A 15,980-nucleotide genomic window follows, 5' to 3' on the forward strand; every position below is an offset into this window, starting at 1 on the left:
AGAGATCAAACCTCTCCGCAGATCCGAGCCATTCTGGAGATCCCATTCATGAGCAAACCCTTGATCCTCGACGGCGGCATGAGCCGCGAACTGCTGCGTCTCGGCGCGGAACTGAAGCAGCCGGAATGGTCGGCGCTGGCACTGGTCGATTCACCGGAGATTGTCCGGCAGGTGCATGACGAATTCATCGCTGCCGGCTCGGATGTCGTTACGACCAACAGCTACGCGCTCGTGCCCTACCACATTGGCGAGGAACGGTTCTGGAAGGAAGGGGCCGATCTCATCACCCTTTCCGGACGGCTGGCGCGCGACGCCGCTAACGCCTGCAAGAATCGAAAAATCCTGGTCGCAGGCTCCCTGCCTCCGATCTTCGGCTCCTACGAACCACAGAATTTCGATCCGTTACGCGTTCAGGACTATCTCAAGGTTCTGGTCGAAAACCTCGCCCCTTACGTCGATGTCTGGCTCGGGGAAACCCTCAGCTTGATCGCGGAGGGAGAGGCGGTTCGGACGGCGGTCGCTGAAACCGGCAAACCGTTCTGGATCTCCTTCACGCTTGCGGATGACGCCGCGCAAAGGAATGGCGCCTCGCCTAAGCTCCGCTCCGGCGAACTTGTCGAGGATGCGGCTCGGTGGGCAGCGTCGTCTGGCGCGGACGCGCTCCTGTTCAACTGCAGCAAACCGGAAGTCATGCGCAAGGCCGTCGATGCGGCAGCGGAGGTTTTCAAGCAGGGCGGCGATAATCTGCGGATCGGCGTCTATGCCAATGCTTTCGAGGGAGAACAAGGCGAGTCGGCCGCCAACGAGGGCCTTCACGCGACCCGTCAGGATCTGAATGACGACGCCTATTCGCGCTTCGCCTGTTCATGGGTCGATGCCGGCGCGACGATGGTCGGTGGTTGCTGCGGGATCGGCGCCGGGCATATTCATAGGCTGAGGAAGGCTCTCCTTCATCCTCAAGGAGCATAGGAGAGCCTTGCGCAAGCATCGATCCGGGCAGGATCAAAATAGGCTGTATCGGAACGATCAGGCAGCCTTGAAGGGAGCGCTTGCGGCCCTGTAGGCAATCAGATCCTCGATCGTCACGAGATGGAGGCCATGCCGCTCGGCAAAGACCTCAAGCTCTGGAAGGCGCGCCATCGTGCCGTCGTCGTTCGCCACTTCGCAGATGACGCCGGCCGGCGAAAGGCCGGCAAGCCGGGCCAGATCCACGGCTGCTTCCGTGTGCCCAGGACGCGACAGGACGCCGTTTGGATGCGCGCGAAGCGGAAAGATATGACCGGGCCGGGCAAATTCCTCCGGACGCGATCCGTCCCTGACGAGGGCTTGAACGGTTGCCGCCCTGTCGGCGGCGGATATTCCGGTCGTGGTTTCCGGAATGTAGTCGACGGAAACGGTGAAGGCGGTCTTGAGGACTTCCGTGTTGCGCGGCACCATCAACGGAATATCGAGCTCGTCGAGCCTCTCGCCCTCCATCGGAACGCAGATGAGACCACGGGCATGGTTCATCATGAACGCGATCGCCTGCGGTGTGACCGCTTCCGCGGCGATCACCAGATCGCCTTCGTTTTCGCGGTCACGATCATCGACAACCACGATGATCTCGCCCCGCGCAATCGCAGCGATCGCATCTTCAATTTTCGAAATTGCCATTTTCCTGCCTTTCAAGGGTTGCCGTTCGAAACGGCGTGCATGGCCGGTCAAAGCCACCATTTTCCCTTGGGCGAACAAGCATGTGAACGCCGCCACGACGCGGCGTCTCCTGCGTTGCTCTCTTCCATCCGGACTATACCGTCGGCTCCGGCATCTCACCGGATCTGCTGACCCTTCCGAAAGTTCGGAAGGCGCTCGCGGGCTCGAGGAAACTCCCCATACCGCCGGTGGGGAATTACGCCCCGCCCTGAGAACAATTGAAAGATAAGGGATCAATGCCTCATTCCGCAAGAGGCTTTGATCGCCAAAACGTCGAGAATCCGATCCGCCCAACGAACGCACCGTTCCTCATTGTCGAACTACGACATGATCAAGCCGCCATCGACATTGATCGTCTGGCCCGTGATATAGGCCGCATCGTCGCTGGCCAGGAAAGTGACGAGACCGGCGACATCTTCGCCCGATCCGGCCCGTTTCATCGGAATGCCCTGGACCCATTCCTTCATGAGTTCGCCGGGGCCGTAATTGCCCAAAAGCTTCCCCCAAGCCTGGTCGTTATAGGCCCACATGTCGGTTTCGATGATGCCTGGGCAAAAAGCGTTCACTGTGATGCCCTCGGTCGCGACTTCCTTGGCAAGGCTCTGGGTAATGCCGACGACGCCCATCTTCGATGCCGCATAATGCGGCGTGTATATGAAGCCGTCCCGCGCCTGGCCGGAAGCGGTATTGATGATGCGGCCGCCGCGGCCATGTTTGCGCATGCGGGCAATCGCCTCCTGGGCGCAGAGGAAGACACCTTTGGTATTGACCGCCATGACCTTGTCCCATTCGCCCTCGGTCATGTCCTCGACGCGGGCGATGGTGATGACACCGGCATTCTGGATGGAAACATCGACGGCACCGAAGGCCACCTCGGCCGCCTCGTAGAGCCCCTTCACACTGGCCTTGTCGGTCACGTCACCGACGAAGGAAATCGCCTTCCCGCCGTCAGCCTTGATCGCATCGGCGACCGCATGGACGGAATCCTCATTGGCCGAGACTACGAGATTGGCGCCCTCACGCGCGAACCGTCTGGCGATCGCGGCCCCGATGCCGCGGCTCGCGCCGGTGATGACCACGGTCTTGTTTTCGAAACGCTGCATTTCCTATTCCTTTCGCGGTGACAGCCACGCCAGGCGCCGGCTCAAGGGGCCGAGCGCCCGCCTGTTGCTGGCGACTTCAAACGGCGGCCGAGATAATCCCGGCAAACTCCGATGCCTTCAGGGATGCGCCCCCGACCAGGGCACCATCGACGTTGCGAACGCCGAAGATTGCCCTTGCGTTCGATGCTTTGACCGAACCGCCATAGAGGATCCTGACATCCCTCCCCTCTTCTCCCAGCCGCTTTTCAAGCGCCTGGCGGATGGACGAATGCATCTCCTCGATCTGCTCCAGGGTCGGAACTAGCCCTGTTCCGATCGCCCACACTGGTTCATAGGCGATCACCGTGTTCGAACTGGTTGCGGTGTTGGGAATTGATGCTTCTAGCTGGGCACGAACCACTTCGATCGCCCTGCCCTCGTCCCGTTCCGCACGTGTCTCCCCGACGCAAATGATGCTCGTCAGCCTGGTCTCATGGACCGCGACAGCCTTGGCCGCAACTGCGCCGTCCGTCTCCCTATAGGCCGAGCGCCGCTCGGAATGTCCCAGAATGACGAAACGAGCGCCGATTTCGGCGAGCATCTCGGCGGAAACATCTCCGGTATAGGCGCCTGAGGTCCGCGCGTGACAATCCTGTGCCCCAATGGCAATCCCTGATCCTCGCACCCGTTCGACCGCTTTGTCGACCAGCGTTAAGGGCGGGCAGACGACGATGTCACACGCCGCGTGGTCCGTTATTCCCTTCAGCGCCTCGATCTCGGCCAGGGAGGACGCGAGACCGTTCATTTTCCAGTTGCCGGCAATCAGTTTCCTCATCGCATCACCAGCAGCAAAACCCGCCATCGACGAGCAGATCGACGCCCGTCACGAAGCTTGCGGCATTCGACAGCAGGAAGACGGCGGGGCCGACCATCTCATCGACCGTTGCCATGCGCTGCATCGGCGTCTGCTCTTCGAAAAGTTTTGTCTGATGAACCATTTCCGGACGCGTGTTCATCGGCGTCGCCGTGTATCCCGGCGAGATGGTGTTGACGCGGACGCCGCGACCGACCCACTCCATCGCGAGCGACTTCGACATGTGGATCACACCGGCTTTGGAGGCGTTGTAATGAGCCTGGCTCAGGCCGCGATTGACGATAACCCCGGACATAGAGGCGATATTGACGATCGATCCGCGCCCGTTCTTCAGCATCGCGCGTGCTTCCGTCTGGCAGGACAGAAAAACGCCCTTTAGGTTGATGTCCATCAGCGTCTGGTACTGTTCTTCTTCCATCTCTTCCGCGGGATTGGCGTTGGCGATACCGGCGGCATTGACTGCAAGCGTCAAGGCCCCAAGTTCCGCCTCGGTACGCGCAACCGCCTCCCCGAGAGAGGACTTGCTGGTCACATCGGCTGCAATCTGGATGGAACGGCGACCGGCAGCTTCGATATGCGAAGCCGTGTTCGCTAGACCATCGTCGGATCGACGGTCCAGAAGCGCGACGTTGGCGCCGCACTGCGCAAGACCGATGGCGATACGCTGCCCAATCCCGCTTCCGGCGCCGGTCACAAGCGCGACCTGTCCCTCAAGATCGAAAAGCTTCGGGGCGTTCAGAGTGATGTCGGACACCGCTCTTCCTTTCTGTTTGTCTAGATTGTCGCAAGTTCCATGACAGAGACGTCATTGGCCTCGTCACGATTGAGAATGCCTGCCTGCTTGCCCTGTGCAAGCACGAGAATCCGGTTGGAGACACCAAGAACCTCCTCGAGATCGGAGCTGACGACGATGACGGCCACCCCCTGCTTTGCGAGGTTGACGATGATGTCGTAAATGCTGGCTCGCGCGCCGACATCGATGCCACGGGTCGGCTCATCGAGGACGACGACCTTGGGGTCACGCATCAGCCACTTTGCGATGACGACCTTTTGCTGGTTGCCGCCCGACAGGTCCGAGGCATATTGCTCGGCCCGGCCTTTGACGCCGAATTTCGCCACAGCCTTTTCGGCGAAAGCACGTTTGACACGTGATGTGATCCAGCGTCCACCGAGCTTGTCGAGGTTGGCATAGATGATGTTTTCACTGATGCGATGCCCGACGACGAGACCCTGCTCCTTGCGATCCTCGGGCACCATCACGATGCCCTTGGCGATCGCATCGGCCGGATTGCGAAGCTTGAGCTCCTCACCCTCCAGCTTGATCGAGCCGGCGATGATCGGATCAGCGCCAGAAACGGCACGGACGAGTTCGGTGCGGCCGGCACCAACCAGCCCGGCAATGCCGAGGATCTCCCCGGCGCGAACTTCGAACGTCACGTCCTCGAAGGACCGGTCAGGCGAACTCAATCCGCTGACCTGCAAAACAGGGCGATCCGTCGGTTCGGGAAGAGCCGGGAACATCCGGTCCAGCGAACGGCCGACCATGCTTTCGACGATGGTACGAACAGGTGTGGCGCTGTCGGCGAACTCCTGAACCCGCTCGCCATCGCGCAGGACGACGATGCGATCGGTGATCTGCTTGATCTCCTCCATGCGGTGGGAGATGTAGATGATGCCGACACCTTCAGACCGAAGCTTTCTCACCTGCTCGAAAAGCGCTTCCGTCTCCGCGCCACCAAGCGCTGCGGTCGGCTCATCGAGAATCAGCAGCTTGGCATTGAGCGCCAGCGCCTTGGCGATCTCGATGAGCTGCTGATTGGCAGTCGACAGGCCCGCGACCTTGCGTGTCGCTGGAATATGTAGGTTCAGGCGTGCGAGCTGTTCCTGGGCGCGCCGGACCATCTCAGGGCGATCGACAGCCCCGTTCTTCATCGGCCATCGCCCGATGAAGACATTTTCGGCGATCGAAAGATGCGGCAGGAGCTGCAATTCCTGATGGATCAGGACGACGCCCTTGTCGATCGCCTCGCGCGGAGTGGCGGGGGCATAGGGCTGCCCCAGCCATGTCATCGTTCCCTCGGAAGGCGTGCGTGATCCGGCGATGATGCCCGACAAGGTCGATTTGCCGGCGCCGTTTTCACCGAGAAGCGCGACCACTTCACCCGGATAGACATCAAGGCTGACATTCTTCAGCACCTGAAGCGGTCCGTAGCGCTTGGATATGCCCCTCAGGGAAAGAACGGGCTCAGTCACGGCACACCTCCTCAAGATTTCAGGACGATTACGGGTGGTTGGCGATGAAGCCGGCCACGTTTTCCTTGGTCGTCAGCGTGGCGTCCATGAGCTGCACCGCGGGCACGTTCTCGCCGGCGACGAGCTTGACGGCATTCGCGACCGCGTCGCGGCCCATCTTCTGCGTCTGCTGCGTCGCGGTCACATCGAAGACACCCTTGCTGAGCGCTTCCAGAGCCGCCGTATCGCCGTCGAAGCCGCCGACAACGATCTTCTGGGACGGGTTTGCAACCTTGATCGCCTGCGCGGCGCCGAGGGCAAGCGCGTCGGCCTGAGCAAACACGATCGATACGTCGGGATTTGCCTGAAGCATGTTCTGCATGATCTGGAAGCCCTCGTCCTGGGCCCACATGTTGGAATATTGCTCGGCAACCACCTTCACGCCGGGGTTTGCCTTCAGCGATTCGGCGCAACCCTTGCTGCGGTCGACTTCAGGCGTCGTGCCCTTCTGGCCGTGGATGATCACCATCTTGCCCTTGCCGCCGGCCTGCCTGAGGATGTAGTCGCAAACGGCCTTGGCCGACGCGACAGAATCCGTTGCAAGGAAAGTGTCGCCCGGCGCGCCGTCGGCATTGCGGTCGACGTTGACGACAGGAATACCGGCATTCTTGGCGAGCTTTACCGGAACACTCGCGGCAGCGGCACCGGCCGGAATATAGATCAAGGCGTCGATATTCTGGGTGAGCAGATCCTGAATCTGGTTGATCTGCGTCGGACCATCGCCCTTGGCATCCACGGTGACGACCTGAATGCCACGCTTCTTGGCCTCATCCTCGACGGACTGCTTGATCTGGTTGAAGAAGTTTGCCTGCAGGTTCGCGACCGCCAGACCGATCTTCTTGGTGTCTTTTGCCTGAACAGAGCCCAACGACATGGCCAGCACGGCGGCCGAGGCCAGAAGTATGCGCGCAAGTTTCATTTCATTTCCTCCTTTTTTAGTGAACCCTTGGGCATATCCTCCCCCTCGGGCAAATGATCCGCTCCAAACCTTTCGGAGAGGAAATCGCTGGGATCCGCCGGACGCGGGCCAGAATGTCAGGCCCGCCGCCTGCGGATCGTTTCCGCACCGACCGCGAGCACGATGACGATGCCAATGATGACCTGCTGCAGGAATGGCGAGACGTTGAGAAGATTGAGACCGTTGCGCAGGACACCGATGATCAGGACGCCGATCAGCGTGCCGCCGATACCGCCGGCCCCACCGGAGAGCGAAGTGCCACCAATGACGACGGCCGCAATCGTGTCGAGTTCGTATCCAAAGCCGCTGGATGGCTGAACGGAATCGAGACGAGCCGCCAGTACGATACCGGCAAGACCGGCAAGTACCGCGCTTGCGACATAGACAGCAATCGTCACGAGCTGAACATTGATGCCGGCGAGACGAGCCACCTCCGGATTGCCGCCCACGGCATAGAGCATGCGCCCCTCGGAGCGGAAGTGAAGGAACACCCAGGCCACGGCGACGACCGCCAGCATCAGGAAGACCGTTGCCGTCAGCACGCCGAAATGGCGATCGATCGCGAGCATCATGAACCAGTCGGGAAATCCGACGATCTGCTGGCCATCCGTGATCATGTTCGCGACGCCCCGCGCGGCCGACATCATAGCCAAAGTTGCGATAAAGGCCGGAACCCTGAAAAGAGTGACGAGAAGCCCGACGATCAGTCCGCTCACCGCGGAGGCGGCAAGTGCAACCACGATGCCGGCGGCAAGCGGCAGGCCGGCGATATTTGCCGTCCAGCCCATGACCATCATGGACAGCGCAAGAACCGAACCGACGGAAAGGTCGATGCCGCCGATCAGGATGACGAAAGTCATGCCGACGGCCATGATTCCGAGCACGGTGATCTGATCGAGAATGTTGAGGCCGTTGCGGAGCGAAAGAAACGCATCGGTGCTGAGGCTCAAGAAAACGCAAAGAGCGAGCAATCCGACAAGCGGTCCGGTAGCACCGGTGAGCTTTCTCAGCCATGCCACGGACGGACGGCTCTGTTCATTAACGTCGATCGCCACCATCATTCCTCCCAGGGACCTGAGGCTAGCGGCCATGTCTGGCGGCTAGAACTTCAAGCTAGAATATTTATTCACATATGCTGGAAAATTCATTACCAACTCACTTTGGCGCTGTCAACCGGGTCTTATCTGCCTGTTTTACTGACAATGGACATATGGGGGCTTGACTAACGGCCCTCCTGTGCAAAAATATAAACTGATGAATATTTATTCACACGAGGGAATAATGGAGCCTTCCGAACTTGAACGTGTTGCTCGCCAGATACGTCTGCGAGACCTCCAGGCAGTCTACGAGGCAGGGGCCGGACATATTGGCGGCGAGATGTCCGTGATCGACCTTCTGACCGCGTTGTATTTCCGCGTGCTGCGCGTCTGGCCGGATCAGCCGAAACATCCCGATCGGGACAGGTTTGTGCTGTCGAAGGGACATACGGCGTGCGCGCTCTACGTCACTCTGGCGAAACGCGGCTTCATCCCGGAAGACGAGATTTCGACGTTCCTGAAGCCGCATTCGCGGCTCAATGGACACCCCAATTGCAACAAGGTGCCGGGCGTCGAAACCAATACTGGTCCTCTCGGACACGGCCTGCCGGTCGCGGTTGGCATGGCCAAGGCGGCGAAATTATCTGGGGCCGGCTACCATACCTACGTGATCACCGGCGATGGCGAGATGCAGGAAGGCTCCAACTGGGAGGCGATCATGGCCGCGGCGCAGTTCCGGCTTGATAACCTCACCCTGATCGTCGACCACAACCGTTTCCAGCAGGGTGCCGCGCTTTCGGATACGAACGACATAGCACCTCTTCGCCCGAAGCTCGAAGCCTTTGGCTGGGACGTCAGCGAAATCGACGGCAACAACATGCACGAGGTCGTCCCGGCGCTCGAGCGCCGAAGCGAGCGCCCCCACTGCATCGTGGCCCACACCAACAAGGGGCACGGAATCTCTTTCATGCAGGACCGTGTCGACTGGCACCACAAGGTTCCGAACAAGGAACAGTACGAAGTCGCATTGGCAGAATTGTCGGAGGCACTTTAATGAACGCGCCCGTGAACGCACCCAAGCTCCATGATTGCCGAGACGCTTTCGCAGCGACGCTCGAACGCCTTGCCGCCGAGAACGAAACGATCGTCGCAGTCTGCAACGATTCGGTCGGCTCTTCGAAGCTCGGCGGCTTCAAGTCCAAATTCCCCGATCGGCTGGTCAATGTGGGCATCGCCGAGCAGAACATGGTCGGCGTGGGCGCGGGCCTCGCCAATGGCGGACGCCTCCCCTATGTCTGCGGCGCGTCACCGTTCCTCACAGGTCGATCGCTTGAGCAGATCAAGGCCGACATCTCCTACTCGAACGCTAACGTCAAGCTCGTCGGCATTTCCTCCGGCATGGCCTATGGGGAGCTCGGCCCGACCCATCACTCGATAGAGGATTTCGCCTGGACCCGAGTTCTGCCCAACCTCCCCGTGATCGCGCCTTGCGACCGCATAGAGACGGCGGCGGCTGTGGAATGGGCGGCAAATTACAATGGCCCTTGCTTCCTGCGCCTGTCTCGGGTCGGCGTGCCCGACCTGCTGCCGGAGGACTACAAGTTCGAGCTTGGAAAGGCCAATCTCTTGCGTGAAGGTTCCGATGTTACGCTCATTGCGAACGGAACGTTGACCCATCGCATGGTGAAGGCCGCCGATATCCTAGCGCGACGCGGCATAGAGGCCAGGGTGATCAATCTCGCCACGGTTCGTCCGATCGACGAGGATGCCATCATTGCCGCCGCCAAGGAAACCGGCGCGATCGTGACGGCGGAAGAACATTCGATCTTTGGCGGGTTGGGATCGGCCGTGGCCGAGGTTGTCGTCGACAACGCCCCCGTGCCGATGACGCGCCTCGGCGTTCCCGGCATCTACGCGCCGACCGGTTCTGCCGAATTCCTGCTCGATGAATTCGGCATGGCCCCACCAGCTATTGCCGACGCCGCGCAAGCGCTTATCAAGCGCAAGTAGACAAACAGACGCATTGGAACCGAGGCGGATTGCCGTCGGTTCCAGTAATTGGAGGCGGATGATTTTAGCTGGAATAGAGCCAAAGTCTGAATCCGCTTTGAAATCAAAGAAATAGAGCATGATGTCGTTCGAGAACCGCTCACACTTTTCGGTACCATGCTCGGGTGGAGGATATGATGCGGGCCATTCTGGCAATCGACCAGGGAACCACCAATTCCAAGGCGGTACTGGTCTCCGAGAGCGGAGACATCATTGCCAGAGGCTCGGCTCCGGTAGGCATCTCCTATCCGCGGCCCGGCTGGGTCGAGCAGGATCCCGATCGGATTTACGCATCCGTCTGTGAAGCGATCGCACTATGCCTGCGAAGCGCGCCCGTCGCGACAATCGAAGCGATAGCGATCTCCAATCAGCGGGAATCCGTCACCATTTGGGATGCCGAAACTGGCAAGGCGCTCGGACCGGTCTTGAGCTGGCAATGCCGGCGCACCGCGTCGGATTGCGAGCGTCTTATCGCGGACGGACATCTCAAGCGCGTCGAGGCGCTGACCGGCCTCCCCCTTGATCCGATGTTTCCTGGTCCGAAATTCCGATGGCTTCTCGATCGGGTCGCGCATGGGAAAAAGGCCCGCATCGGAACGATCGACAGCTGGCTCGTTCACTGCCTTACCGGCGGTCGCAAGCATGTCTGCGACGCCTCGAACGCCGCGCGAAGCCAGTTGTTCGACCTTGAGGCCCAAACCTGGAGCAGGGAATTGGGTGCGATTTTCGGAGTCGATATCCGGCTCCTTCCGGAGGTACTCGACAGTTCCGCGGACTTCGGAACAACGCACGGCCTTGCCGGCGTTCCGGACGGCACGCCGATCAGATCGGCCATCGGGGACAGCCATGCGGCCCTGTTCGGACACGGGGCCTTCAAGCCGGGCGACAGCAAGGCGACCTTCGGAACAGGGTCTTCCGTCATGACCACTCTTCCGCGCTTCATCGCGCCGCGCAACGGCATCACCACGACGGTCGCCTGGCGCATCGCCGGACAACCGACCTTCGCATTCGAAGGCAATATCCTCGTGTGCGCCGCGAGCCTGCCCTGGATGGCCGGCATCCTGGGCCTTCCGGATGTTGGCTCCCTTATCGACCTAGCGGCGACCGCTGAGCCTGATGGCCCGGGCTTCGTGCCCGCCTTCGTCGGTTTGGGCGCCCCTTACTGGAATTCCGACGCCCGTGCCCTTTTCTCACAGATCAACTTCAGCACAACCCGCGCGCAGATGGCGCGCTCGGTTACTGACTCGATCGCTTTCCAGGTCCATGACGTGATTACGGCCATGCGGGCGCAGAGCGGTGACGATCTCGGCACGCTTTATGTCGACGGCGGCCCGAGCCAGAACCACTTTCTCATGCAGTGCGTATCAAACCTGGTGAGGCACGCCATCATCCAGTGCGAGGCACCGGAAGCCTCCGCTCTAGGGGCAGCCTATCTCGCAGGTCTCTCGATAGGCCTGTGGCCGGATCTCGTCGCCATCGCGGCGCTTCCGAGAAACAATAAGATCATCGAGCCGGAGAACATCGACAGTACAGGCCTCCTGAACAGGTGGAATGATGCGCTGGCCCGCTCGACGTTGCGCGCAACTCCGGTTAAAGGTGAATAAAAATTCACCCCGGGATCAACGATGGCTCGCCTTAACGAACTCCGCCTCATCTCAAGAGTTGCCCAGATGTACCATATAGAGGGCAAGCGGCAGGCGGATATCGCGCAGCACCTTCGCCTGTCGCAGGCGACGGTGTCGCGAATGCTGAAACGGGCCGAGGCGGAAGATATCGTTCGCACGAGCGTCATTCCGCCCGTCGGCACCTACAGCGAACTCGAAGGAGCGCTGCGCGAGAAGTACGGTCTCCCCGAGGCAATCGTCGTCGAATGCACGGAGGACCGCGACGGCGCCATCATGGCCCGGATCGGCGAAGCCGCCGCGCATCTTTTGGAGGTGACGCTTGCACCCGGCGAAATCATCGGCGTGTCGAGCTGGAGCCAGACGATCTTCAGGATGGTGGAAAACATTCATCCGCAAAAGAGCGCCCAGGCCAAGTACGTCGTTCAGACGCTGGGCGGCATGGGCGACCCGTCGGTCCAGACTCATGCCACCCAGCTGACCACCCGCCTCGCTCGACTGACCGGCGCCGAACCGAAGCTTCTTCCAGTACAGGGTGTTACGACCTCGCGCGAGGCTAAACTCCTGATGCAGGCGGATCCGTTCGTGCGGGAGACCATGGATCTTTTCGGCAGCATCACGCTCGCCATCGTCGGCATCGGCGCCGTGGAGCCGTCGGAACTGCTGGCGAGATCCGGCAATATCTTCTCGTCGCGGGAGCTCGCCGATCTTGCCGAGGCCGGTGCGGTCGGCGATATATCGCTGCGGTTCTTCGACAAGGACGGCAAGCCTGTTAAAACGCCGCTCGATGAGCGCGTGATCGGCTTCCCGCTAGAAGATCTCGAACGGGTCGATCGGGTCATCGCGCTTGCCGGCGGAGCGAAGAAGACAGCGGCGATCGCCGGCGCCCTGAGGATCGGAGTTATCGATACGCTGATAACGGACAAGTTCAGCGCCGAGCGCCTCATAGAATCATAGGCGGCCACGGCGGCTACAATCTGTTGTCAATGGAATCGCCGCCTATGTGGTGACCGTAGAGAGTTGCGCCACTTTCGTGGGCGCTTGTGGGCGCCGGTTCGTTCCGGCCCACTCCAGCAAGCAAAAAGGCTTTCACCGCATCCGTTCAGGCCCGATGCATTGCATCAGATGGTGTCTTCCTTCAGCGGCGGCACATCCGGCGCTTTGTCCAGCAAGCCTGTCAGCGCACCGCGCTTCGTCGTACCTGCACGCGCTTTCAGGAATTCGCTGGCCGTCTCAACGGCCCCGATCTTCTGCGCGACCGCAGAAATAATCCACTGATTGAGGGACACGCCGTCTTCTTGTGCCAGACGCGCCGCCGTCTCCTTGAGCGACTGCGGCAGTTGCAGCGGGTATTTATAGCGTTGGGTCTGCGTCATGTATTCAGTCTCCTGACAATCTCTCCCGGTGTTATCACGGTCACGCCCAATCCAAGCGCCGGACGGAAATCCTTGACGTTATACGTCACGATGGCCTCAGCCTGTCCGTTTAAGGCAGCTTCCAGCACCATTTCGTCGGCGACATCGGAGAGCATCGGTCGCGTCCGAAACGAGATATCGACGCCCTCGGCAATGGCGGCAAGCGCGCTCATCACCGAAGCGACATCCTCAAGGCTGTGTCCGGTCGCCTGTCGGGTTTCCTCGCGGCTCAACACCGCCTCATACTCTAGAAACACCGCCGTCGAACAAAGCGGCGTCACCATGCCCCGATCAGCAAAGCGCAGAAGCAGGTTGCTTGCGCCATTCCGGCTGCGGAACGCCGCTACGATCACATTGGTATCCAGAACCAGCCTCATGGCAGAGAATTTATAGACATCCCATAGGATGTCAATGTTTTGAATGGTGGATCCCATTATCCATTGTCATCCTCTGCGCTGTCTTCGCTTCTGCCCCGATTGTCACTGGCAGCCCGCAACGCTTCGAAGTGTTCCCGCGCCATCTGCCTGCCGATCAACCGGGCAATGGACAGCACAATCGCGTTCAGCCGCTCGGAAGCCTCGGCCTTGCCTGCTCCCTCCTGTCCATCAGGCGGTTGATTGTCATTCGCCAGCTCCTCTCTGTCATTGAGCTTTCTATCATCGGCCATCATCGCGCTTTCCCTTCGGCCGCCGCCATGCGACGGGGTTTGCGATCCAGCGGTTGATCTCGGATTCATGCCATCCCGCGCCGTTGACGCTGATCCTGATCTGCGCGGGAAACGTACCCTCGGCGATCTTGCGGTAGATGGTGGAGCGGGAAAGACCCGTGCGGAAACGCACGGTATTCAAGCGGATGATACGGTCTGGCACGGGCATGGCAGCGCTGCCCCCTGCTGGTTGTTCCTGAACCAGGGAGAAATCAAGATTTACCCTTTTGCAATAGGTATTTAGCCGTCGTCGTACTGGTGCGTAGAGACGGCGGAAAAAAGGAAAAACTTACAATCGCTGTTCCGGCCTCAACGCGTGGTCTTCTTCGCCAATCGCACGCCCGGACCACCGCCGTTCTCCGGGATGAACTCTATGCCTTCAGCTTCAAGAGCAGAACATATCTTCCGCTGAGTTTCGGAAGATACGACGGGTATGTTCTCGCCCTCACTTTCGCAACGCTTAATCGTCGGCACAGAGACGCCGGCCCGACGAGCAAGCTCTGCCTGTGATATTCCAATCAATGCGCGAGCTGCCCGCATCTGTCCTGCTGTTACCAAAGCCCATTGATCCCTTTAGATCATTTCGGCATGATCCAAAAGGATCAATCGCCCTTAACGCGGCTGAACACGGTGTTCGCGCACCGCGCCCAGCCTGACCACAACCAAGCTGTATGGAGCTCAGATCATGGCTGATTCTGACAATAACACGACTTTGTCTTCCGTCACGCGCAGGATGTTGCTGACGGGCACGATGGCAGCCACGGCGACATGGCCGTTCGACTATGGCGCGGCCGCCGCCGATGCGCTGGCCGGCGATGTTGTCTCCGATCCCGCGCTGGACCTTTGGCGGCAATGGCTGGCGGCACACAATGAAACGCAGCGGCTTTGGAACATACAGCTGGACCTTGAAAGCAGGATGGTCCCCGCCGTCGGATTTCCGCAGGTGGAAATCACACTGCCCGGAAAAAAGAAGCCGGTGCGTGCGTTCAGCCTGGAAGACATAGACCGAATATGCGGCGATGCAGCCGGGCATGAGCCCGTGAAGGCGCAAGCAATAGCCGCCTTCCGGGAACGGCAGGAAGTTTGGGATCGTCTGGATGACGCTTTGGGATATAGTCGTGTCGAGAAAGCCGAGATCCAATCTGACCGCATGGAAATGAAGTTGGCCGACGCCCTGATGGCCATGCCGGCCACGACGGTTGCTGGTGTGGCCGGCAAGCGTGATGTGATCTTGTGCGGAGGCGAACACTTCGACAAAGGCCCAGACTTCCCCTCGCTGCAAGTGAGCGCGGCGCTGGCCGATTTGGTGCGCATCGGGCAAGCCCTACAGCCGGGTCTCTCCATGCCCGGAAGCGACCGGCTCCCGGGAGCCAATGGCGGCGCATCATGAAAAGCCTGCTCGGGGAAATAAGACGGCAAAGCCCTCCACGGCACATTTGCACCGGGGGCTGCCGTGTCTGTGACCCTTACTGAACGCCTCAGCCATCTTCCCGAGAACAGGCGTCGTGAACTGGAACGGATCGCGCGAATCCTGTTCGATGAATTCGAGGACGTGCAAAAGAGCAGACTGTCGGACACGGAGAAGGGTGGACGTATCCTCAAACTGCTTCTCTTTAGCCCTCTTGCACGCTGTGACTGGGTAGAGGGCCGCGAAAACGATGGTCGTTCCGAATATAACCTGCTCGTCGTCGTTACGACTGAAACCTTTGCCGATCCACGTTTCTGGTACCGGGGTATCGATCGCTTCCTACGGGAACTGACGGTCACCAGACATCTGGCAACGCCGGTCAACTTCATCGTTCATTCCGTCACGGACCTCAATAAGCAGCTCGCGTATGGTTGACCCTTCTTCGTGGACATCGCCCGTGACGGCATCCTGCTCTACGAAACGCCGGGTCTTCCCCGCGCCAAACCCAAGCCGCAGGATCCAGAGGTCGTCGAGGCTGAAATGATCAGGCATTTCGGCCACTGGTTCCCAAGCGCCACGCATCGCTTCGAACTGGCGAAGGAGGCCATGGGTCGTGGTTACGGCAAGGAAGCAGCCTTTGACCTGCATCAGACCGTCGCGACGCAATATCGCTCGCCGTGGGACGTTCTCCATCCCGGTCGCGCCTTCGCGACGAAATTGGCGGCGAGCCCCCTGACGGACGCTGCCCTACAGAAGCGAGTATCTGACTATCTATGATAAAGGCTCAGGGTCCCCACATAAGCCAGGACCTGCAGGTCCCAGCGATCTGGCTGACTACCTCCCTA

At 60.2% G+C, this 15,980-nt stretch carries 20 protein-coding genes and 1 riboswitch; of the genes, 8 read left to right on the plus strand and 12 right to left on the minus strand.

Annotation, left to right across the window (positions count from 1 at the left end; genetic code table 11):
* The first annotated feature begins 48 nt into the window (after nt 1-48).
* Nucleotides 49-969: a homocysteine S-methyltransferase family protein gene (locus tag FBZ97_RS17345; RefSeq protein ID WP_145321518.1), complete on the plus strand. Its 921-nt coding sequence runs from the start codon at nt 49-51 to the stop codon at nt 967-969.
* Nucleotides 970-1,026: 57 nt separating this feature from the next.
* Here the strand turns inward: FBZ97_RS17345 and ribB are convergent, their stop codons facing one another.
* The 7 genes from ribB to FBZ97_RS17380 form a co-directional block, all read right to left on the minus strand.
* Nucleotides 1,027-1,653 (minus strand): 3,4-dihydroxy-2-butanone-4-phosphate synthase, encoded by a 627-nt coding sequence (gene ribB, locus FBZ97_RS17350; protein ID WP_113353554.1) that lies wholly within the window; start codon nt 1,651-1,653, stop codon nt 1,027-1,029.
* 112 nt (nt 1,654-1,765) lie between these two features.
* A riboswitch (FMN riboswitch) is annotated at nt 1,766-1,912 on the minus strand.
* A 100-nt stretch (nt 1,913-2,012) separates the two neighbouring features.
* On the minus strand, nt 2,013-2,795 hold the full coding sequence (locus FBZ97_RS17355; RefSeq protein ID WP_113331064.1) for a glucose 1-dehydrogenase: 783 nt from the start codon (nt 2,793-2,795) through the stop codon (nt 2,013-2,015).
* Between the two features lie 76 nt (nt 2,796-2,871).
* Complete coding sequence (tpiA, locus tag FBZ97_RS17360) at nt 2,872-3,609, minus strand: triose-phosphate isomerase (RefSeq protein ID WP_145321516.1); 738 nt, start codon at nt 3,607-3,609, stop codon at nt 2,872-2,874.
* 4 nt (nt 3,610-3,613) lie between these two features.
* Entirely contained in the window at nt 3,614-4,402 is a 789-nt protein-coding gene (locus FBZ97_RS17365; RefSeq protein ID WP_145321514.1) for an SDR family oxidoreductase, read from the minus strand.
* A gap of 20 nt (nt 4,403-4,422) precedes the next feature.
* Complete coding sequence (locus FBZ97_RS17370) at nt 4,423-5,901, minus strand: sugar ABC transporter ATP-binding protein (RefSeq protein ID WP_145321512.1); 1,479 nt, start codon at nt 5,899-5,901, stop codon at nt 4,423-4,425.
* 28 nt (nt 5,902-5,929) lie between these two features.
* Nucleotides 5,930-6,859 carry a sugar ABC transporter substrate-binding protein gene (locus tag FBZ97_RS17375; protein ID WP_145321510.1) on the minus strand — a complete coding sequence of 310 codons (930 nt, stop codon included), beginning with the start codon at nt 6,857-6,859 and terminating at the stop codon, nt 5,930-5,932.
* 116 nt (nt 6,860-6,975) lie between these two features.
* On the minus strand, nt 6,976-7,956 hold the full coding sequence (locus tag FBZ97_RS17380; protein ID WP_113331068.1) for an ABC transporter permease: 981 nt from the start codon (nt 7,954-7,956) through the stop codon (nt 6,976-6,978).
* 223 nt (nt 7,957-8,179) lie between these two features.
* Between FBZ97_RS17380 and FBZ97_RS17385 the strand changes: the two genes are divergently transcribed.
* The 4 genes from FBZ97_RS17385 to FBZ97_RS17400 all read left to right on the plus strand — a co-directional run bounded on the left by FBZ97_RS17385 (nt 8,180) and on the right by FBZ97_RS17400 (nt 12,563).
* On the plus strand, nt 8,180-8,989 hold the full coding sequence (locus tag FBZ97_RS17385) for a transketolase (RefSeq protein WP_113331069.1): 810 nt from the start codon (nt 8,180-8,182) through the stop codon (nt 8,987-8,989).
* Entirely contained in the window at nt 8,989-9,945 is a 957-nt protein-coding gene (locus FBZ97_RS17390; RefSeq protein WP_113353196.1) for a transketolase family protein, read from the plus strand. Before FBZ97_RS17385 ends, FBZ97_RS17390 begins: the two co-directional genes overlap by 1 nt.
* Nucleotides 9,946-10,121: 176 nt before the next feature.
* Entirely contained in the window at nt 10,122-11,588 is a 1,467-nt protein-coding gene (locus tag FBZ97_RS17395) for an FGGY-family carbohydrate kinase (RefSeq protein ID WP_113420792.1), read from the plus strand.
* A 21-nt stretch (nt 11,589-11,609) separates the two neighbouring features.
* Complete coding sequence (locus tag FBZ97_RS17400; RefSeq protein ID WP_113353198.1) at nt 11,610-12,563, plus strand: sugar-binding transcriptional regulator; 954 nt, start codon at nt 11,610-11,612, stop codon at nt 12,561-12,563.
* A 164-nt stretch (nt 12,564-12,727) separates the two neighbouring features.
* On the opposite strand, the gene FBZ97_RS17405 is transcribed toward FBZ97_RS17400, so the two are convergent.
* From FBZ97_RS17405 to FBZ97_RS17425, 5 genes are all read right to left on the minus strand, one after another.
* The gene (locus FBZ97_RS17405; protein ID WP_037155628.1) at nt 12,728-12,982 is read right to left on the minus strand and encodes a toxin-antitoxin system HicB family antitoxin; all 255 of its coding nucleotides are present in this window, start codon (nt 12,980-12,982) and stop codon (nt 12,728-12,730) included.
* A complete protein-coding gene (locus tag FBZ97_RS17410) occupies nt 12,979-13,455 on the minus strand; it encodes a putative toxin-antitoxin system toxin component, PIN family (protein ID WP_233788508.1) in 477 nt (158 codons plus the stop codon). The genes FBZ97_RS17405 and FBZ97_RS17410 overlap by 4 nt, the downstream gene beginning before the upstream one ends.
* Nucleotides 13,455-13,691 (minus strand): hypothetical protein, encoded by a 237-nt coding sequence (locus FBZ97_RS17415; RefSeq protein ID WP_145321508.1) that lies wholly within the window; start codon nt 13,689-13,691, stop codon nt 13,455-13,457. Before FBZ97_RS17415 ends, FBZ97_RS17410 begins: the two co-directional genes overlap by 1 nt.
* The gene (locus FBZ97_RS17420; protein WP_113353199.1) at nt 13,678-13,896 is read right to left on the minus strand and encodes an AlpA family phage regulatory protein; all 219 of its coding nucleotides are present in this window, start codon (nt 13,894-13,896) and stop codon (nt 13,678-13,680) included. The genes FBZ97_RS17415 and FBZ97_RS17420 overlap by 14 nt, the downstream gene beginning before the upstream one ends.
* Before the next feature lie 140 nt (nt 13,897-14,036).
* Nucleotides 14,037-14,267, minus strand: coding sequence for a helix-turn-helix transcriptional regulator (locus FBZ97_RS17425; protein ID WP_233788507.1), 231 nt, complete (start codon nt 14,265-14,267; stop codon nt 14,037-14,039).
* A 145-nt stretch (nt 14,268-14,412) separates the two neighbouring features.
* Between FBZ97_RS17425 and FBZ97_RS17430 the strand changes: the two genes are divergently transcribed.
* From FBZ97_RS17430 to FBZ97_RS17440, 3 genes are all read left to right on the plus strand, one after another.
* Nucleotides 14,413-15,117: a hypothetical protein gene (locus tag FBZ97_RS17430; RefSeq protein WP_145321506.1), complete on the plus strand. Its 705-nt coding sequence runs from the start codon at nt 14,413-14,415 to the stop codon at nt 15,115-15,117.
* A gap of 63 nt (nt 15,118-15,180) precedes the next feature.
* Nucleotides 15,181-15,570: a hypothetical protein gene (locus FBZ97_RS17435; protein WP_145321504.1), complete on the plus strand. Its 390-nt coding sequence runs from the start codon at nt 15,181-15,183 to the stop codon at nt 15,568-15,570.
* 9 nt (nt 15,571-15,579) lie between these two features.
* Nucleotides 15,580-15,912, plus strand: coding sequence for a hypothetical protein (locus FBZ97_RS17440; RefSeq protein ID WP_145321502.1), 333 nt, complete (start codon nt 15,580-15,582; stop codon nt 15,910-15,912).
* The last annotated feature ends 68 nt before the right edge of the window (nt 15,913-15,980 follow it).

The sequence above is a fragment of the Rhizobium sp. ERR 942 genome, assembly GCF_007828395.1.
Taxonomy (GTDB): Bacteria; Pseudomonadota; Alphaproteobacteria; order Rhizobiales; family Rhizobiaceae; genus Rhizobium; species Rhizobium dioscoreae.

What these genes read in the sequence shown, in the direction of transcription:
- FBZ97_RS17345 (WP_145321518.1), top strand. Translation starts at nt 49, where the DNA reads ATGAGCAAACCCTTGATCCTCGACGGCGGCATGAGCCGCGAACTGCTG.
- ribB (WP_113353554.1), bottom strand. Translation starts at nt 1,653, where the DNA reads ATGGCAATTTCGAAAATTGAAGATGCGATCGCTGCGATTGCGCGGGGC.
- FBZ97_RS17355 (WP_113331064.1), bottom strand. Translation starts at nt 2,795, where the DNA reads ATGCAGCGTTTCGAAAACAAGACCGTGGTCATCACCGGCGCGAGCCGC.
- tpiA (WP_145321516.1), bottom strand. Translation starts at nt 3,609, where the DNA reads ATGAGGAAACTGATTGCCGGCAACTGGAAAATGAACGGTCTCGCGTCC.
- FBZ97_RS17375 (WP_145321510.1), bottom strand. Translation starts at nt 6,859, where the DNA reads ATGAAACTTGCGCGCATACTTCTGGCCTCGGCCGCCGTGCTGGCCATG.
- FBZ97_RS17380 (WP_113331068.1), bottom strand. Translation starts at nt 7,956, where the DNA reads ATGGTGGCGATCGACGTTAATGAACAGAGCCGTCCGTCCGTGGCATGG.
- FBZ97_RS17385 (WP_113331069.1), top strand. Translation starts at nt 8,180, where the DNA reads ATGGAGCCTTCCGAACTTGAACGTGTTGCTCGCCAGATACGTCTGCGA.
- FBZ97_RS17390 (WP_113353196.1), top strand. Translation starts at nt 8,989, where the DNA reads ATGAACGCGCCCGTGAACGCACCCAAGCTCCATGATTGCCGAGACGCT.
- FBZ97_RS17395 (WP_113420792.1), top strand. Translation starts at nt 10,122, where the DNA reads ATGCGGGCCATTCTGGCAATCGACCAGGGAACCACCAATTCCAAGGCG.
- FBZ97_RS17400 (WP_113353198.1), top strand. Translation starts at nt 11,610, where the DNA reads ATGGCTCGCCTTAACGAACTCCGCCTCATCTCAAGAGTTGCCCAGATG.
- FBZ97_RS17405 (WP_037155628.1), bottom strand. Translation starts at nt 12,982, where the DNA reads ATGACGCAGACCCAACGCTATAAATACCCGCTGCAACTGCCGCAGTCG.
- FBZ97_RS17410 (WP_233788508.1), bottom strand. Translation starts at nt 13,455, where the DNA reads ATGGGATCCACCATTCAAAACATTGACATCCTATGGGATGTCTATAAA.
- FBZ97_RS17415 (WP_145321508.1), bottom strand. Translation starts at nt 13,691, where the DNA reads ATGATGGCCGATGATAGAAAGCTCAATGACAGAGAGGAGCTGGCGAAT.
- FBZ97_RS17420 (WP_113353199.1), bottom strand. Translation starts at nt 13,896, where the DNA reads ATGCCCGTGCCAGACCGTATCATCCGCTTGAATACCGTGCGTTTCCGC.
- FBZ97_RS17425 (WP_233788507.1), bottom strand. Translation starts at nt 14,267, where the DNA reads ATGCGGGCAGCTCGCGCATTGATTGGAATATCACAGGCAGAGCTTGCT.
- FBZ97_RS17430 (WP_145321506.1), top strand. Translation starts at nt 14,413, where the DNA reads ATGGCTGATTCTGACAATAACACGACTTTGTCTTCCGTCACGCGCAGG.